We start from the raw sequence: 17658 nt of genomic DNA on the forward strand, positions 1-17658 counted from the left end.
GCACAATTTCATTCATTCGACAGATATACGACCCGAAACCTGCGCATAAAAAAGACCCCGCTGAAACAGCGGAGCCTAAGATGAAAACACCTTGGATTTAGTTCAGAGCGTAAGTGATCTGAAACCCAACACTCCAGGCGCTGTTGCCGCTGAAGGTGGCTGTTTGGCCAAAGGCGCCATCTGCCGTTGCATCACCGATGTCAGTGTAGCGTACGCCACCGGAAATTTTGGCATTCTCCAACGAATATGTTCCGCCCAGACCAATGCTCCAGAACCCATCGGTCGGGCCGAGGTTGGATACAGGAGTGCCCTGAGAAGACTCATAGCCTAGTGTTACAGCACCGCTGAACTCTTCCGAGAATTGATACCCCAAGCCCAACGAATAGGTGAAGGTCGCATCGTCGTAGTCAACAAGGTTGCTGGTCGGCGGATAGTTTGGCGGGTTGTACACCAGCTGTGGCCAGTCGACCCAACGAACAGAACCAAACAACAGCGTTTTAGGCGCGACGCCCGTCTGGAAGTCCAGGTTGATCGACTGGGGCGTCTCAATTTCGCTGTTTGTGTTGAAGGTGGCCACGGTCCCGGGTGGAATCGGAGGGAACGGTGGTGGGTTCAGAGATTCTGTTTGCGATAGATCGTGGCTGATCTTGGAGTTGTATGTCAGTGACACACGTGCTGCGATTTCCGGTTTCTCCCATGCAACCCCGATAACGTAGCCGAATGCAGTGTCGGCATCGGTGTCAACCTGGTACCCTGCTGCAAGCGGGACGGTGACAGAAGCCTTCACACGCTGTGCTCGAATACCGCCGATTGCGCTGAACCCGCCATCGAATTTGTAACGCAGCAATGCCGTAATGGCGTCCGTGTCTGCTGTAGCCCTCAAAACATCGGTACGACCACCCGGAATAGGGTTGATCGAAAGAGGGTAGGTGTTCGCGTATTCAATGTCGGCCCCAAAGGGCTGGTCATACATGATCGCGAAATCGAGCTTTTCGGTCAGAGACGTTTTGTAACCCAGATGCGGTGTGAAAAAGTCGTTCGCAACCTCTCCGGAATCGACCGGCTGCCCGATGTTTGGTCCAGCCAAAGCAGGCATGGTGCCCGTTACGCTGGGGTTGGTGTATCCCAACCGAAACTGGACTGCTGACCCTTCTTCGAAGATCAGGTTGATGCCCTGACCGCTTCGATCAAGGCCGCCTGCGTATCCTGCCGTCGCTCCAACGCACAAAGCGCAGGTCGCGAGTAGTGTTTTTTTCATTCTGTCCTCCCTAACAATCCCTGGCGGGCTTCAATGGCGTTTGGCTGAGTGTGATGAACGCCTGTCCCGTGTATGATGAGCAATACTCTCTTTTTGATTACTTTAAGGTCAACTGGTGACGGTGCGTTACGTATTGCGACTACTGTTTTCAACTGTTGCTAAACTGTTACGGCTTTCAGACCAGATATTCAGGAAAATTCCCGAAAAGATGACCGCCGCACCGATCAGAACCCAATGGTCAATGGGTTCGTGGTACAGGATCATTCCGACCACCGCGATCGTGGGAAGCCTCGCAAAATCAAATGGGATCACAACTGTCGCGGGGGCAATCGCAAGCGCGTTGGTAATGCAGAAATGTGCCAGCAGCCCCGCCAGCCCGACCAGAACCAAAAACGGAAGGGTTTGCGCCGTGGGCAAGGCAATCTGCCCGTCAAAACCGGCTGCGATGGCCCCAAGCACCGCCTGCATGGACGTAAGCCAGAAAACGATGCAGCCGATGCTGGCAAAACGAGTGAGGTTTTTCGTGGTAATCGTTGTAAATGCGAAGAAAATCGCAGACGCGGCCGCCGTAGCAAGGCCGGGACTCAGAGGCGCACTGCCTGGGCGCGTGACAATCAAAACGCCCGCAAAACCGATAAGCGCTGCCGTTATCTTGAGGCGCGTCAGACGTTCGTTCAGCAGCAGTGGCGACAGCAGGATCACCCAAAGCGGCTGCGTGAATTCCAGCGCGAACACCTGCGCCAGAGGCGCAACAGCGACCGCATAGAACCAAAGATTCTGCCCTGTGAAATGCAGGGTGTTTCGCAGGGCGTGCAACCCCAGGCGTTGCGTGGAAATCTGAACCCAACTGCCTGTGGCCGTGAGTACGAGGGCGACAACAAGAAACCCGACGAGGCTTCGATACATCATGATCTCGAATGTGTCGTGCACGAGGCTCAGTTCGCGACCGGCAACCGCCATCGAGGAGAAGGACGCGATGGCTCCGGTCATCCACAAGGCGGCCTTGAATGTGTTTTTTTGTGTCTGATTCACGTACCGCACCCCGGCCTGGCCGCGCGGTCACGGCCTCGGTACCGGGGCTTTCGCTGCGCGATCAAAAAGATTGAATTCGTTGAATCATTGAAACGCTTATGAAGCGTCAGGTTCAAGGCCGTGCCCGACCTTTTCAGGCGCGGCTTGCAAGATTTCCCGGGATCGGGTCGTTTTGGCGTCGAACGCGGTTGCGTTTTACCGGGTCACTCCCACTCGATGGTTCCGGGGGGTTTCGAGGTGATGTCATATGTGCATCGGTTGATGCCTTTGACTTCGTTGATGATCCGGGTTGCCGTTTCGCCAAGGAACTCATGGCTGAACGGGTAATAATCCGCCGTCATCCCATCGACCGAGGTGACGGCCCGCAACGCACAGGCATAGTCATAGGTGCGTCCGTCGCCCATTACGCCGACGGTGCGGACGGGAAGGATGGCGACGAAAGCCTGCCAGATGTCATCATAAAGCCCGTGTTTGCGGATCTGATCGATGTAGATCGCGTCGGCCTCGCGCAGAATCTCCAGCTTTTCGCGGGTGATCTCGCCGGGGCAGCGAATGGCCAGACCCGGCCCGGGGAAGGGGTGGCGCCCGATGAAGCTCTGCGGCAGACCAAGCTCGCGACCCAAGGCACGGACTTCGTCCTTGAACAATTCGCGCAGCGGTTCCACCAGTTTCAAGCCCATCTTTTCCGGCAAGCCACCCACATTGTGGTGGGACTTGATCGTTACGGAAGGTCCGCCCGAGAACGACACCGATTCGATCACATCGGGATAGAGAGTGCCCTGTGCCAGGAATTCGGCGCCGTCGATGGTATCGGCGTGTTTCTGGAACACGTCGATGAACAGCTTTCCGATGATTTTGCGTTTGGTCTCGGGGTCGCTCTGACCTTCCAGTTCGCCAAGGAACAACTCGGATTCGTCGGCGTGGATCAACTGAATGTTGTAGTTGTCCCGGAACATGCCGACGACTTCTTCGGCCTCATTCTTGCGCAGCAGCCCATGATCGACGAAGACGCAGGTCAGCTGATCCCCGATTGCTTCGTGAATAAGGATCGCGGCAACCGAGCTGTCAACGCCACCGGACAATCCGCAAATGACCTTTTTGTCTCCGACTTGTTCGCTGATCTTGCGGATCATCTCTTCGCGATAGGCGCCCATGGTCCAGTCGCCCTTGAACCCGGCCAGCTTTACGAAGTTTTCATACAGTTTCGCGCCCTTTGGCGTATGGTGTACCTCGGGGTGGAACTGCACGGCATAGAAGTGCCGCGATGGATCGGCCGTGATCGCATAAGGTGCGTTGGGCGAGGTTCCGAATACCTCGAACCCCGGTGCGATTTCACTGACATGGTCGCCATGGCTCATCCAGACTTGTTCGTCGCCGTCCGCGAACCAGCCTTCCAGAATATCCAGTTTGTCTTTGGGTGTAACAAAGGCGCGACCAAACTCGGCTGTGCCATGGCCGCTTTCGACCTTGCCGCCAAGCTGATGCATCATCACCTGCTGGCCATAGCAGATGCCCAGGATCGGAACGCCATAATCAAAAATCTCTTGCGGGGCGCGGGGCGAGCCCTCGCGCGTCACGCTGTCCGGACCGCCCGAGAAAATCACGGCGCGCGGCGCCATTTCCCGCACGAAATCCATCGTGACATTCTGGTAAGGGTGAATTTCACAATAGACATTCAGCTCGCGCAGGCGGCGGGCGATAAGCTGCGTAACCTGGCTGCCGAAGTCGATGATCAGAAGGCGGTCGTGGGATGTCTGGGTCATAACCGGCTCATAAGTTGCAAGCCTTGCATGTGCAAGCGGTATGGCGTCATTTGGTGCAAAAGCCGAGTCAAACCGGCGGAAAGATCAGGTGCCATGTCGAAGATCGAGTTCAGAACGGCTGCTGTGGTGGATGCGGATGAGGTAACGCGCTGCCTGGAAAGGGCTTATGCAGATGCGATGAGCCGGATCGAGGATCTGCCGGACGTTACTGCCGGGATCGCGGATGACATCCAGACCCATCGCGTCGTGCTTGCGATATCCGGCGGTATAGTCGGGGTCATCGTTTTTGACCAGGTTGACGATGCAATCATGGTGTTCAACCTTGCGGTTGCGCCCGAAGCCCAAGGGCAGGGGGTCGCGCGGCAATTGATGCAGTTTGCCGAAGAAGAAGCACAGGCACGGAACCTATCCAAGCTGAAGTTGCGAACTCATAAAATGATGAAAGACACGATTGCGATGTATCGGCACATGGGCTGGAAAGTGACGGATCAGGCGGGCAGCGGCCTTACCATGGAGAAAGCTTTGGCGGCCGATCCTGACTGACCGCCTGGGGCGGCGATGTCGCTTTTCCCCCCAGAGCGCCGCAATCCCTATGCTTGAGTTCCGGCAAACCTGTATCAAAACGCTCAATCTAACCAATCAGACGGGATTTTCTCATGGCAGAGGCAAACACCCGGCGCAGGGCGAGAGGTGGCGGTGGCGCTGCCCGCCGTGCCGAGCGTACCGCAGTTCGTATCGAAACTGCGAAATACATCGAACGCAACATTCCGAATTTCGAGATCCTCAACGAAGAGGCGCTTGAGATTATCGAAAACAACGCTGAAACCGTGTTGGAAGAAATCGGCGTCAACTTTGTCGACAATCCAGCCGCTTTGGAACGGTGGCGTGACGCGGGCGCGGATATTGACGGTGAGCGTGTGCGCATCCCGCGTGGTCTGGCGCGTGAGCTGATCAAGACAGCCCCCAGCCAGTTTACCCAGCACGCCCGCAACCCCGAAAAATCGGTTGTGATCGGTGGCCGCAACATGGTTCTGGCCCCGGTTTACGGACCTCCGTTCGTGCGTGATGCACAGGGTGGGCGCCGCTATGCAACCATGGACGATTTCAACAAGTTCGTGAAACTTGCCTACATGTCCAAGTGGTTGCACCATTCGGGCGGTACGGTGTGCGAGCCGACCGACATTCCGGTGAACAAGCGCCATCTGGACATGCTGAAGGCGCATATGACCCTGTCGGACAAGCCTTTCATGGGCTCGGTAACCGATCCCAGCCGGGCACAGGATTCGGTTGAAATGTGCGAAATCCTGTTCGGCAAGGAGTTCGTGCAGGAAAACACCGTGATGACCTCGCTGACCAACATCAACTCGCCGATGACATTCGACGATGTGATGATGGGCTCGTTGGAGGTTTATGCGCGCAACAATCAGGCCTGCATCATCTCGCCCTTCATCGTGGGCGGAGCGATGGCGCCGGTCTCGGTGGCCGGTACTTTGACACAGGTTCTGGCCGAGGTGATGGCCGGTGTTGCCTACAGCCAGATCATCCGTCCGGGTGCCCCCGCGATTTTCGGCGCGTTCGTGACGTCGATCGATATGAACTCGGGTGCACCCACCTTCGGCACACCAGAAGCCGCGCATATCACGTATGGTGCAGGCCAGCTGGCGCGTCGTCTGAACCTGCCATACCGCTCGGCAGGGTCGTTCTGCGGCTCGAAACTGCCGGATGCGCAGGCGGCCTACGAAACAGCGAATTCGCTGAACATGGGTCTGCTTTCGGGCGTGAACTTCATGCTGCATTCCTGCGGCTGGCTGGAAGGCGGTCTGGTCGCCGATTTCGAGAAGTTCGTCATGGATGCGGATCAGTTGGGAGTGCTGCATTCACTGGCCAAGGGCGTGGCCTATGATGAAAACGCGCAGGCCATGGACGCAATCCGCGAAGTAGGGCCGGGTGGTCACTATCTCGGCTGTGCCCATACGCAGGCCAACTTCAAGGAATCCTTCTGGAAATCCGAAGTGTTGGACTACAAGCCATATGAAACCTGGCAGGAAGAGGGTGCGCGTGACACGCGGGCTTTGGCCACGGCGCGAGTAGAACATTTGCTGGCCAATTATCAGCAACCACAGATGGACCCGGATACCGCGGCGGCGCTGGAAGCCTATATCGCCGAGAAAAAGGCCTCCATGCCGGATGCTTTCGCCTGATTATTGAAGAACCGAGGCGCGGCTGGCCTGATACAGCTGCGCCTCACCCAACAGCGCAATAAGCAGATCCAGATGCCGCACCAATGAGTAGGCGGCAGCATCTTCTTTTCGCAGTTCATTGACCTCTCGTTCCATCTCGAGCAATCGCAGCAGCGCCTGACCTGAGCCGGGCAGCGACCCGTATCCCAGAATGCGTTGCAGATGCCTGTCCCGATTGTAATCCCGCGCCCCGAATCTGGCAGCACGCGCCAACATGCGTGGGCGGCGGAGGGTTGCGATCATTGTCATCAGGTCCTGCATGTCTTGTGTCCCTTTTCGAAAATTGATGGGCCCTGTTTGACACAACCTAAGCGGGTGTTGCCTTGGTCAAAGTCTACCCGAACGATGGTTTCACGACTGTTTATCTTTTTGAATCAAATCTGGTTCTTGCCTTGTGTGGTTAACGAACGAGTAACGAATGGACCTCTAGTTAGATTTGGTTAACCCACATTCCGAGGGCGAAAAGTGGCAGTTTGTTTTGTCGACGAGGGCAAATAATTATGGAAAACAACATGGCTTTCACCATTCCGGCATGGGTTCCAGAAGGGGCGCAAAGATACCTTGCTCATACCGAGACCGGTCGCTCGATCCGCGATATCGCGCGATCAGCCGGGTGCCATGCGTCAACTATCCTCAGGCAAATTCGACGCATCGAAATGCGCCGCGACGATCCATTGGTGGATGCGGCCTTGCAATCGCTCGCAGAGACACATTTTTCAGCTTCGGAGTGCGCCGACGGCCCGGCAAGCGGGTCAGAAAACGCGGCTGAAGAAGAATTTGAAAATGAGGCACTGCGTGTGTTGCGCCGCCTGAGCGAGACGGGTTCGGTCCTTGCCGTGGCCGAGGAAATGGACAAGGCGGTCGTCGTACGCGACACCGGCAATGCCGGGGCTACAAGAACCGCAGTCGTAGAATGCAGGATCGCGCAGGCCTTGGCTTTGAAAGACTGGATCACCTGCGACAATCCCGGACGCATTTCGCGATATCGGATTTCCGCAGCGGGACGAACGGCGCTAAGCCATTTGATCGCCAAGGCAGAAAACAAGGCACGTGCCGGGACTGACTTTGGTTTTGCCGAAGCTCAGAGTAGCTTTCAGGGCAAGCCTTCGGGCGGGTCCGCCGAGCGGGTCAAACGCATTCGGTACAGTGCTGCGGAAAGCCCGCTGATAGCATTGTCGCGCAGACGGGATCGTGACGGAAAACCGTTTCTGGATGACTCACTCGTCAGCGCCGGCGAGCGCTTGCGCGAAGATTTTGAGCTGGCACAGATCGGCCCTCAGGTTTCGCAGAACTGGGATCGTTTTCTGACGACAGGTGGTCGAAGCAGCTTTGACAGTGAAAGCCATGGAGGAAAGGGGGCTTCTGATGCGAAGGACCGCGTTGCACGTGCCTTGTCCGACCTGGGACCGGGTCTGAGTGATGTTGCTTTGCGATGCTGTTGCTATCTGGAAGGGTTAGAGCTGGCGGAAAAGCGAATGGGTTGGTCAGCGCGGTCCGGCAAAATCGTCCTGCGGATCGCCCTGCAACGGCTGAAACGGCATTATCAGGAACAGGCGGAACGAGATCGGATGATCGGCTGAACAGAAAAAAGGCCCGGTGTACACGGGCCTTTTCTTTGGATTTGCGGCTTAGGCCATTTCAGGTTCTGCTGACGCCTTCAGGTGTTTCATCAGGTTTTCCGGCGAGGACACGCCATAGGGATCTTCTGGGCAATTATCCATCAGGCCGGGCTCTTCGAACCACGCCTCGACAACGCCATCATTGACGATGGCCGCATAGCGCCACGAGCGCATTCCGAAACCCAGGTTGTCCTTGTCGACCAACATGCCCATTTTCCGGGTGAACTCCCCAGATCCGTCGGGGATGACTTTCACGTTCTTCAGCTCCTGATCCTGGGCCCATTTGTTCATCACGAAACTGTCGTTGACGGACATGCAGTAAATTTCGTCGATTCCCATGGCTTTGAAATCGGCATAGCCGTTCTCAAACCCAGGCAGCTGATAAGTCGAACAGGTCGGGGTGAACGCACCCGGCAATGAGAACAGGATCACGCGCTTACCGGCGAAATAGTCAGCTGTCGTCTTGTCTTCCCAACGGAATGGGTTTGGTCCTTCGATGGAATCGTCACGGACACGGGTGTGAAAGGTCACGTCGGGCAGTTTTGCGCCGGTTTTCATAGTCAAACTCCTGTGATTCACATGTGATTTAGGTGTGAATTAAAACAGTTCTAAACCGCATTCAATCGCGTAAACGCTGCGATTGCGAATAAGGCCAACGTCTTGCTAGATGTTGAAATTAAATTGCAAATACGAATACGCGCATGATGTATTTCTGCGCTTGCGAGGGTACAACGCATAGCGGCTATGCGCCGCTGGTCTAACACCGCGCTTCTGACTATGTTATGAGCAACAAGAGTTGACCCAAAGTCAGGAAAACGACCGTGCGAGATCTGAAGATCCCCGAAGAGCGCCATCCGGAAAAAGCCCATCGTCCGGACAATGCACAGCCCAAAAAGCCGAACTGGATCAGGGTCAAGGCACCCGGTGGCAAGGGCTATGCGGATACGCGGCGGATCATGCGCGACAACAATCTGGTGACGGTCTGCGAAGAAGCAGGGTGCCCCAACGTAGGAGAATGCTGGAGCCAGGGTCATGCCACCATGATGATCATGGGCGAGATTTGTACGCGCGGCTGCACCTTCTGCAACATTGCAACCGGTCGCCCCGACGACCTTGACGCGTTTGAGCCGGGTCGCGTGGCCCATGCGGTCGAAAAACTTGGCCTGAACCACGTAGTGATCACCTCGGTGGACCGTGACGACCTGCAAGACGGAGGGGCCGAGCACTTTGCGCAGACAATCCGCGCGGTACGTCATCGTTCTCCGAAAACCACGATCGAGATTCTGACGCCGGATTTCCTGAAATGCGACAACACTGTCCTTGAGATTGTGGTCGAAGCGAAACCGGATGTGTTCAACCACAATCTGGAAACGGTGCCGGGTCTCTACCCCGAAGTGCGCCCGGGTGCGCGGTACTTTCATTCCCTGCGCCTGCTACAGCGGGTGAAAGAGCTTGATCCGTCGATCTTCACCAAATCGGGCATCATGGTCGGGTTGGGCGAAAACGAACAACAAGTGCGTCAGGTCATGGACGACATGCGCGCGGCGGATATCGATTTCCTGACCATCGGCCAGTATCTGCAACCGACTCCGAAACATCACGGAGTGGATCGGTTCGTAACCCCGGAAGAATTCGCATCTTACGAAAAGGCGGCCTATGGCAAGGGGTTCCTGATGGTATCCGCAACGCCTCTGACCCGGTCTTCGTACCACGCGGGTGACGATTTCGCTCGCCTTCGCGCGGCCCGGCAAGCAAAGCTACAGCAAGCGTGACACCCGAGCGGATCGCGCAGCTCATCCGCCTGCGCCACGAGTTTCACCAACAGCCGGAGCTTTCGGGGCAAGAGGAGCATACCGCAACGCGGGTTGCGGATCTTTTGCGCCAAGCGGGTGCGGACAGGGTTCTGTGCGGCATCGGCGGGCACGGTGTTGCGGCCGTTTACGAAAGCGGTGTTCCCGGCCCCACGGTTGGAATTCGATGCGAGCTGGATGGGCTGCCAATTCAGGAACTCGCGGATCTGGAATATGCGTCTCAGATTGCAGGCAAGGGGCATCTGTGCGGCCATGATGGCCACATGGTGATGGTTCTCGGGGTGGCGGAGGCGTTGAAGGAACAGCGCCCGAAATCTGGCCGCGTGGTTCTGATTTTCCAACCCGCCGAGGAAACCGGACATGGTGCGATTGCATATCGGGCCGATCCTCAGTTCGCTGAGGTTGCCCCTGACATCGTGCTGTCTCTGCATAATTTGCCGGGGCTGGAGCTGGGCGCCGTGGAACTGTGTGAAGGTCCCGCGAATTGTGCTTCGCGCGGGATGCAAATCCTTCTGACAGGCAAAACCTCACACGCAGCCGCCCCTCAGGACGGCGTGTCACCGGCAGGTGCTTTGTCCACGTTGATTCCGGCATTGGCCAACTTGGGGGCGGGTGGCGACTTGGATGACACCTACGCTTTGACCACGGTCACCCATGCCACTCTGGGCGAGCGCACAGTCGGTGTCGCACCGGGGCAGGCCGAACTGTGGGTGACCCTGCGTACGGTTTCGGACGCGCGGATGGAAAGCCTGATGGCCGAGGCGGAAACTCTGGTCAAGAACACGGCGAAGGCCGAGGGACTGGCGTTCGAAATCAGCTATGACGAGGTGTTCGAAGCCTGCGTCAATGACCGTGAAACCGTTTCGGTTTTGGCCAAAGCCTGTGCCGATCGGGACGTCGCGTGCCGGCTGGTCGATCGGCCACAGCGTTTTTCCGAAGACTTCGGCCAATTTGGCAAAGGCGCGCAGGTGGCCATGTTCTGGTTGGGGGCGGGGCAGGACCATCCGCAACTGCACAACCCGGATTACGATTTCCCGGATGCGCTTATTCCGATTGGAACCGGGATTTTCCTGAGCGCGATTGATGTCGTGCTTGGCAAAACCTGCTAGTCACGATCCACTTATTTGACCAGATCGCCAACGATTCCAACGGCTTCTATAACTGTCTTCGTATCATCAGATATCGAGAGTATTTCATCATCCACCCGGATATAGCGCTGGCCGGGCCCCAAAGGCTTGAGCTTCCAGTTGTCGAGATCGTCGATATAGTCAAAACTCAGATCACCCGGCAGCTTCTGCCCACGCGTGTATCTTTTGATTTGACCGGGCGGTACGGCTTTGCCGTTTGACTTGATGGATTTCTCTACCTTGTTTTTATTGGCACCTTGCCCTTTGCCCTTGTTGTCTTTTGCAGCACCCGAACTTGCAAGTGCCACGATCGCCATAACGACGCCGGCTGTCGCAACTACACGCTTCATCCATAATCCTCCCAAGCTGATAGGAAGAGTACGGGCGCGCAAATAAGTTTGTCTAATATTATTCGGGTTTTTGAATTTGGGACACTGGGTGGCCACTCAAATTGCCCGGGTAAAGTGCGGCTAGTCCTCGGTAAACCGGACTTTACCGATAAACGGTAGGTTGCGGTTGCGCTGAGCGTAATCGATTCCGTAACCCACGACGAATTCATCCGGAATTTCAAAGCCGATCCAGTCTGACCGGAAATCAACTTCGCGACGGCTGGGTTTGTCGAGCAGGGCAATCGACTTGAGCCGTTTCGGCTTGCGGCTGCGGAGCAGGTTGGTGACGTGGTTCAGCGTGTGTCCGGTGTCGACGATATCTTCGACCACCAGCACGTCGCGGCCTTCGATGGCGCCGCGCAAGTCCTTGAGAATGCGTACTTCCCGGCTGCTCTCCATCGAATCGCCATACGAGGACGCCTCAAGGAAATCCACTTCGATCGGCAGGTCCAGTTCCCGCACCAGATCGGCGATGAAGACGAAACTGCCGCGCAGCAATCCTACGACGACAAGCTTGTCCGTGTCGCCGAACTCATCCGTGATTTCGCGGCATAACTCTTCGATCCGCGCCGCGATGGCCTTGGCCGAGATCATCTCATCTATCACATAAGCGCGGTTAGTCATCGCAGCCCCCTTGATCTTTGGCGCGCAACATACGACATGACGCGCCATTGTCACCTGCAAATACCGGACATCATGCCAATCCATTCGGAAACCCGCCACCTGCCATACACAGCCCAGCAGATGTATGATCTTGTTGCGGATGTGGGCAGCTACCCAAAGTTTCTGCCCTGGTGCGCCGCGGCCCGGATCCGCAAGACCTATGCGGTCGGTGAGGCCGAGGTGATGGAGGCCGATCTGGTCATCTCGTTCAAGGTGTTCCGCGAACGGTTCGGCAGTCGGGTGACCTTGTTTGCAGATCAGAAGAAGATCGATACCGAGTATCTGGACGGGCCTTTCAAATACATGAAATCCGACTGGCAGTTCGAGGACGCGCCCGATGGGGGCTGCAACATCTCGTTCCATGTGGATTTCGAGTTCAAGAACGCCATCCTTCAGGGGATCATCGGCGTAGTGTTCAACGAAGCCATGCAGCGGATCGTCCGCGCCTTCGAGGCGCGTGCGAAAGAACTCTACGCCTAGGCCTTTACGCGGCAAGGGCGCACGCTAGACTGCGCTCATGACGGATTTCACAGCAGCATTGGCCACCTTCGCGGCGGGCCCGGTTTCAACGACGGCTCAGGCGCGGATTGTCACGTCGCTGTCCGTTCTGGATTGGATGGCAGTTGGTCGTGCTGGGGCGTCCGAGCCGGTGTCCTGCATAGTTCGCGATATGGTTCTGGCCGAGGGCGGGAACGCTCAGGCTCATCTGTTCGGAGGGGGCGCGGCCCCATTGCGCAGCGCAGCTTTGGTGAATGGAACCATATCCCACGCGCTGGATTACGATGACACGCATTTCGCACATATCGGGCATCCGTCAGTCGCCATCCTGCCTGCGGCCCTTGCCGTGGCCGAGTGGGATGACCGCATTCTGGTCGATCTGCTCGAAGCCGCGCTGGTCGGTATGGAAACGTCAATCCGTGTCGGCCTGTGGCTGGGCAGGGGGCATTATCAGGCCGGGTTTCACCAGACAGCGACATCCGGTGCATTCGGGGCCGCTGCCGCCGTGGGGCGGTTGCTTGGATTCGACAAGGTTCAAATGCGGTCCGTATTGGGTTTGACGGCAACGCGCGCGGCCGGGCTGAAGGCCCAGTTCGGAACAATGGGCAAGCCTTACAATGCTGGGCTTGCCGCTTCGGCAGGGGTCGAGGCGGCTGTGCTTATTCAGCGTGGATTTCAACCCAACGCCGACGCGCTGGAAGGCACGTATGGATTTGGCGCGACCCATCATGGTGCAGCGGATCAAAGCGCGCTGGATGGTTTGGGTGATGAATGGTTGTTCGAAACAGTCAGCCACAAATTCCACGCCTGTTGTCACGGCCTGCACGCGGCGTTGGAGGCGGCGCGCGCGCTGGACATCGCGGAACCCGAAGTGGCCGAGATCAAAATCAAAACCCATCCCCGTTGGATGAGTGTGTGCAATCAGCTTTCGCCCACAACCGGGCTGGGGGCCAAGTTCTCTTACCGGACGGTCATCGCAATGCAGGCGCTGGGGTATGATACGGCTTTACCGGGCAGCTACACCGACAAGGTCTGCGCGGACCCGCGCATTGCGTCTCTGCAAGATCGCATCACGGTCGAAGCGGATGAAAACCTGTCGGAAACGCAGGCGCATCTGGCCTTGTTGCGTCGCGACGGTATCCGCCGCGAGGCGACGCATGACCTGATGACCCCAATGTCGCTGTCTGACCGCGAGGATCGCGTGCGCGCCAAAGCGTCGAAGCTGATCGGAACGGATGAGGCGGACGCGATCTGGTCGATGCTGCGCACCGGCGGTCGCGCCCGTGATCTGGCCGAACGTATGGCGGGTTAAGCCACGCTCCAGTGCAGTGGAAAGCCCGGGTCGAACACCGTGACAGGTCCATCGCCCGTGTCGATCTTTGACGGGTATGCAACCGGCTCGCCCTTGGTCAGGGTCATCGTCTCTTCGTTCACCGGCAGGCGGTAAAAGCCCGGCCCGTTGAGCGAGACGAACGCCTCGAGCTTGTCCAGCGCACCTTCGCGGTCGAACATCTCGGCCACCAGAGACATGGTATTCGTCGCGGTGAAACACCCCGCACAGCCACAGGCCATTTCCTTGTTTGCATCCGTGTGCGGAGCGCTGTCCGTGCCCAGGAAGAACCTCGTGTCGCCCGACGTTGCGGCAGCCAGCAGGGCCAGGCGATGTTCCTCGCGCTTGGCGACCGGAAGGCAATAGTAATGCGGTTTGATCCCGCCCACCAGAATATGGTTGCGGTTGATGATCAGGTGGTGCGCGGTGATCGTCGCGCCCAGATCCGTTTCGTTGGCTTTGACATAGTCCACGCCATTGGACGTGGTTATATGTTCCATCACCACGCGCAGGCCCGGCGTCGATTTTCGGATCGGGTCCAGAACGCGGTCGATGAACACGGCCTCGCGGTCAAAGATGTCGATCTCGGCGTCGGTCACTTCGCCATGGACACACATGGGCAGGCCGATCTCGGCCATTTTCTCCAGAACCGGGCGCACTTTGTCAAAGTCACGCACGCCCGAGGCCGAATTGGTCGTGGCCCCTGCGGGGTACAGCTTGACCGCTTTTATCAGCCCGCTGGCATGGGCGGCGGCGACGTCCTGCGCATCTGTATCCTCGGTCAGGTACAGGGTCATCAGTGGCTCGAACACCATGCCTTCGGGCAGGGCGGCCAGGATTCTGTCGCGGTAAGCGGCGGCCTGATCCCCGCGCACGACCGGCGGCACGAGGTTCGGCATAATGATCGCACGGGCGAAATGACGTGCAGTTTCGGGCAGAACGGCCTGCAACATGGCGCCATCGCGCAGATGCAGATGCCAATCGTCGGGGCGGCGGATCGTGAGGGTATCAGTCATGGCCTTCCGCTAGCATAGCTGCCCCGAAAGACCAACCAGCCCGGAACGAGTTGCCGAAAAAACTTGTCAACCAACCGGAACGTCGTAGCTCTGACAGGGGCTGGGGCCTTGACGCAAAGGCGCTTGCGTGACCTGTTTGTCCGCGAAGTAGAGAGGAATTCCATGACGCAGCCAAATTCCATCGATGCCGTGCAGCAGATGCTGGGCCGTCAGGGCTATGTCTGCGGGCGGGCCCTTGCCACGGTTGTGTTCCTGTCGCTCAAGCTTGGACGCCCGTTGTTTCTGGAAGGCGAAGCCGGAGTTGGAAAGACGGAAATCGCCAAGGCGCTGGCATCCGGTCTGAACCGCCGTTTGATCCGGTTGCAGTGCTACGAAGGTCTGGACGCGTCCTCGGCCGTTTACGAATGGAACTTTCCGGCGCAGATGGTTGCGATCCGAACGGCCGAAGCTTCGGGCGGGGCCAACCGGGGCGCGTTGCAGGCGGAACTGTTTTCGGATGAATACCTGATCGAACGCCCCTTGCTGCAGGCGATGCGACCGGACGAAAATGGTGCGCCGGTTCTTCTGATCGACGAACTGGACCGGACCGATGAACCGTTCGAAGCCTTTCTGCTGGAAGCTCTCAGTGATTTTCAGGTCACGATCCCTGAACTGGGCACCGTTGCAGCACCCCAACCACCTATTGTGATTGTCACGTCGAACCGGACCCGCGAAGTGCACGATGCCCTCAAGCGTCGCTGCCTGTATCACTGGGTCGATTATCCCGATTTCGAACGCGAGATCGAAATTCTGCACGCGCGCGCGCCCGAGGCCGCCGATGCGCTCAGCCGCGAAGTTGTGGCTTTCGTTCAGCGTCTGCGCACCGAGGATCTGTTCAAGAAGCCCGGCGTGGCCGAGACCATTGACTGGGCCAAATGTCTGCTGGCGCTGGACGTGATGAACCTTAGCCCCGAGGTGATCGGTGACACGCTGGGGGCGATCCTGAAATATCAGGACGACATTCAAAAACTTCAGGGGTCCGAGGCCAAACGCATCCTCGACGAGGCCAAGGCCACGCTCGAACCGGTCTGATGTTTCATCTTTTTCCAAATACTCCGGGGGCATGGGGGCAGAGCCCCCATAACGTCTGATGGCCGAACAACTTCCCCTCGATATTCCCGACAACCCGAAGCTGGCGCAGAACATCACCCATTTTGCCCGCGCACTCAGAAAGGCAGGGCTGCCAATCGGACCCGGTCGCGTGATCGACGCAATTCGTGCCGTGCAGGCGGCAGGTTTCACCCGGAAACGGGATTTCTACTGGACGCTGCACGCCTGTTTCGTGAACCGCCCCGAACATCGCACGGTGTTCGCGCAGGTCTTCCGAATGTACTGGCGCGATCCGCGATACATGGAACATATGATGGCCATGATGCTTCCTGCCATTCGGGGCGTGCAAGAGGACCGCAAGGCGGATGCCGGTGAAAAGCGCGCAGCCGAGGCCCTGCTGGAGGGTGTCGAACGTGACGCGCCCCAACCGGCTGCGCAAGACGAGGGCGAAACCGAAATCGATATTGACGCCACGCAAACGGCATCGTCCGAAGAGCGTCTTCGCAACCTGGACTTCGAACAGATGAGCACCGCAGAAATCGCGCAAGCCAAACGCGTATTGGCGCGGATGACCCTGCCGGTCAAACCCATTGAATCGCGCCGCGGACAGGCCAGCCATCTGGGGCACCGTATCGACCGCGCCCGCACCTTGCGCGCAGCCATGCGGCAAGGGGGCGAATTGCGTGATATCGCCCGACTGCAACCCAAACCGCGATGGCCAAGTCTTGTGGCGCTTTGCGATATCTCGGGTTCGATGAGCCAATACAGCCGAGTCATTCTGCATTTCCTGCACACCGTCTCGAACGCCAAGGGGGCGGGTTGGGCCAAGGTTCATGCCTTCACGTTCGGCACGCGCCTGACCAACATAACCCGCCATTTGCATCATCGGGATGTCGACGCAGCGCTCGCCGCTGCCGGGGCCGAGGCGCAGGACTGGGAAGGGGGCACACGCATCGGCGACTGTCTGCATCAGTTCAACAGAGACTGGTCAAGACGTGTCATGGGACAAGGTGCGGTTGTTCTTTTGATCACCGACGGTTTGGAACGGGGTGACCCGGAGAGCCTCGAGAAAGAGATCGAGCGGCTGCACCTGTCCTCCAAGCGCCTGATCTGGCTGAACCCTCTGCTGCGCTGGGACGGGTTTGCCCCCAAGGCCCAGGGGGTGGCGGCCATGCTGCCCCATGTCGACAGTTTCAGGGCAGGGCACTCGATTGCCTCGCTCGAGGATCTGGCCGCCGTGATTTCACAACCTGACGACCAGGGGCAGAAAGCACGGCTGATGGCCGCGCTTTCCGATTAGACCGTTACGACAACTGTTCTTCGTTGCACTTCCGGGCCATTTCCATGGCCTTGTAGGTGCCGGTCAGATCGACGGTAAAGGCATAGGATGTCTCGGGGAACACGATCATGACCTTTTTCTTGGCCAGATCATCCGCGAATTGCGGGTTGTCTGACAGAACATAGCCGCCGGAATAGCCCTTGGTGATGTTGCCTTTCATGCCTGTGGCTTCACCCAGATAGATGTTGTCGCCAAGCAGGATGGCCACTTCTTGTGTTTCGCCACGTTTGATGTCGGTATCGGCTTTGGTGAATACCCCCACATACCCCACGCCGCGATCTTCGGTCAGGCCCATCTGAACGACGTTTTCCGCATCGTCCACGGCCTCGATCAGGCAGGATTTCTTTTCGTTGTCGATGAAGACTTTCCAGCCCTCGACCTCTCCATAACGTTCGAATGTGTCAGCCCACGCTGCGGTCGAAGTCAAAAGGCCTACCACTGCGCCCAGTGCAAGATAATGTTTCAACTGCTTGTCTCCGAAAAA

General features: G+C 57.8%; 18 protein-coding genes. 9 read left to right on the forward strand and 9 right to left on the reverse strand.

Annotated features, from left to right (window positions below):
- Positions 1-97 precede the first annotated feature (97 nt).
- The 3 genes from GOW60_RS06385 to guaA form a co-directional block, all read right to left on the reverse strand.
- Positions 98-1258 (reverse strand): OmpP1/FadL family transporter, encoded by a 1161-nt coding sequence (locus tag GOW60_RS06385; protein WP_152457810.1) that lies wholly within the window; start codon positions 1256-1258, stop codon positions 98-100.
- Between the two features lie 126 nt (positions 1259-1384).
- On the reverse strand, positions 1385-2290 hold the full coding sequence (locus GOW60_RS06390) for a DMT family transporter (RefSeq protein ID WP_371813330.1): 906 nt from the start codon (positions 2288-2290) through the stop codon (positions 1385-1387).
- Between the two features lie 203 nt (positions 2291-2493).
- Complete coding sequence (guaA, locus tag GOW60_RS06395; RefSeq protein WP_171228641.1) at positions 2494-4053, reverse strand: glutamine-hydrolyzing GMP synthase; 1560 nt, start codon at positions 4051-4053, stop codon at positions 2494-2496.
- 93 nt (positions 4054-4146) lie between these two features.
- Here guaA and GOW60_RS06400 point away from each other — a divergent pair, with 93 nt between their 5' ends.
- Both GOW60_RS06400 and GOW60_RS06405 read left to right on the forward strand, forming a co-directional pair.
- Positions 4147-4596 (forward strand): GNAT family N-acetyltransferase, encoded by a 450-nt coding sequence (locus GOW60_RS06400; protein ID WP_171228642.1) that lies wholly within the window; start codon positions 4147-4149, stop codon positions 4594-4596.
- Between the two features lie 113 nt (positions 4597-4709).
- On the forward strand, positions 4710-6254 hold the full coding sequence (locus GOW60_RS06405) for a trimethylamine methyltransferase family protein (protein ID WP_152457813.1): 1545 nt from the start codon (positions 4710-4712) through the stop codon (positions 6252-6254).
- Here the strand turns inward: GOW60_RS06405 and GOW60_RS06410 are convergent, their stop codons facing one another.
- Positions 6255-6554: a DUF6477 family protein gene (locus GOW60_RS06410; protein ID WP_171228643.1), complete on the reverse strand. Its 300-nt coding sequence runs from the start codon at positions 6552-6554 to the stop codon at positions 6255-6257.
- Positions 6555-6793: 239 nt separating this feature from the next.
- On the opposite strand from GOW60_RS06410, the gene GOW60_RS06415 reads away from it, so the two are divergent.
- Entirely contained in the window at positions 6794-7873 is a 1080-nt protein-coding gene (locus tag GOW60_RS06415; protein ID WP_152457815.1) for a DUF6456 domain-containing protein, read from the forward strand.
- 48 nt (positions 7874-7921) lie between these two features.
- On the opposite strand, the gene GOW60_RS06420 is transcribed toward GOW60_RS06415, so the two are convergent.
- The gene (locus GOW60_RS06420) at positions 7922-8470 is read right to left on the reverse strand and encodes a peroxiredoxin (protein ID WP_171228644.1); all 549 of its coding nucleotides are present in this window, start codon (positions 8468-8470) and stop codon (positions 7922-7924) included.
- Between the two features lie 263 nt (positions 8471-8733).
- Between GOW60_RS06420 and lipA the strand changes: the two genes are divergently transcribed.
- Together lipA and GOW60_RS06430 are read left to right on the forward strand one after the other, a co-directional pair.
- Complete coding sequence (gene lipA, locus GOW60_RS06425; RefSeq protein WP_171228645.1) at positions 8734-9684, forward strand: lipoyl synthase; 951 nt, start codon at positions 8734-8736, stop codon at positions 9682-9684.
- The gene (locus GOW60_RS06430; RefSeq protein ID WP_171228646.1) at positions 9681-10832 is read left to right on the forward strand and encodes an amidohydrolase; all 1152 of its coding nucleotides are present in this window, start codon (positions 9681-9683) and stop codon (positions 10830-10832) included. Before lipA ends, GOW60_RS06430 begins: the two co-directional genes overlap by 4 nt.
- An 11-nt stretch (positions 10833-10843) precedes the next feature.
- On the opposite strand, the gene GOW60_RS06435 is transcribed toward GOW60_RS06430, so the two are convergent.
- Both GOW60_RS06435 and hpt read right to left on the reverse strand, forming a co-directional pair.
- Positions 10844-11200 (reverse strand): hypothetical protein, encoded by a 357-nt coding sequence (locus tag GOW60_RS06435; protein ID WP_171228647.1) that lies wholly within the window; start codon positions 11198-11200, stop codon positions 10844-10846.
- Positions 11201-11320: 120 nt separating this feature from the next.
- On the reverse strand, positions 11321-11863 hold the full coding sequence (gene hpt, locus GOW60_RS06440) for a hypoxanthine phosphoribosyltransferase (RefSeq protein WP_152457820.1): 543 nt from the start codon (positions 11861-11863) through the stop codon (positions 11321-11323).
- A gap of 72 nt (positions 11864-11935) precedes the next feature.
- On the opposite strand from hpt, the gene GOW60_RS06445 reads away from it, so the two are divergent.
- Entirely contained in the window at positions 11936-12382 is a 447-nt protein-coding gene (locus tag GOW60_RS06445; RefSeq protein WP_171228648.1) for a type II toxin-antitoxin system RatA family toxin, read from the forward strand.
- 37 nt (positions 12383-12419) lie between these two features.
- The gene (locus GOW60_RS06450) at positions 12420-13712 is read left to right on the forward strand and encodes an MmgE/PrpD family protein (protein WP_171228649.1); all 1293 of its coding nucleotides are present in this window, start codon (positions 12420-12422) and stop codon (positions 13710-13712) included.
- Here GOW60_RS06450 and pyrC read toward each other — a convergent pair.
- On the reverse strand, positions 13709-14746 hold the full coding sequence (gene pyrC, locus GOW60_RS06455) for a dihydroorotase (protein ID WP_171228650.1): 1038 nt from the start codon (positions 14744-14746) through the stop codon (positions 13709-13711). The genes GOW60_RS06450 and pyrC overlap by 4 nt on opposite strands.
- A 162-nt stretch (positions 14747-14908) precedes the next feature.
- Between pyrC and GOW60_RS06460 the strand changes: the two genes are divergently transcribed.
- Both GOW60_RS06460 and GOW60_RS06465 read left to right on the forward strand, forming a co-directional pair.
- Positions 14909-15817 (forward strand): MoxR family ATPase, encoded by a 909-nt coding sequence (locus GOW60_RS06460; RefSeq protein ID WP_171228651.1) that lies wholly within the window; start codon positions 14909-14911, stop codon positions 15815-15817.
- Positions 15818-15875: 58 nt separating this feature from the next.
- Positions 15876-17135 carry a VWA domain-containing protein gene (locus GOW60_RS06465; RefSeq protein ID WP_171228652.1) on the forward strand — a complete coding sequence of 420 codons (1260 nt, stop codon included), beginning with the start codon at positions 15876-15878 and terminating at the stop codon, positions 17133-17135.
- 4 nt (positions 17136-17139) lie between these two features.
- Here GOW60_RS06465 and GOW60_RS06470 read toward each other — a convergent pair whose 3' ends face one another.
- Positions 17140-17640 carry a hypothetical protein gene (locus GOW60_RS06470; RefSeq protein ID WP_171228653.1) on the reverse strand — a complete coding sequence of 167 codons (501 nt, stop codon included), beginning with the start codon at positions 17638-17640 and terminating at the stop codon, positions 17140-17142.
- Positions 17641-17658 lie beyond the last annotated feature (18 nt).

The organism is Ruegeria sp. HKCCA4008, assembly GCF_013033125.1.
Taxonomy (GTDB): Bacteria; Pseudomonadota; Alphaproteobacteria; order Rhodobacterales; family Rhodobacteraceae; genus Ruegeria.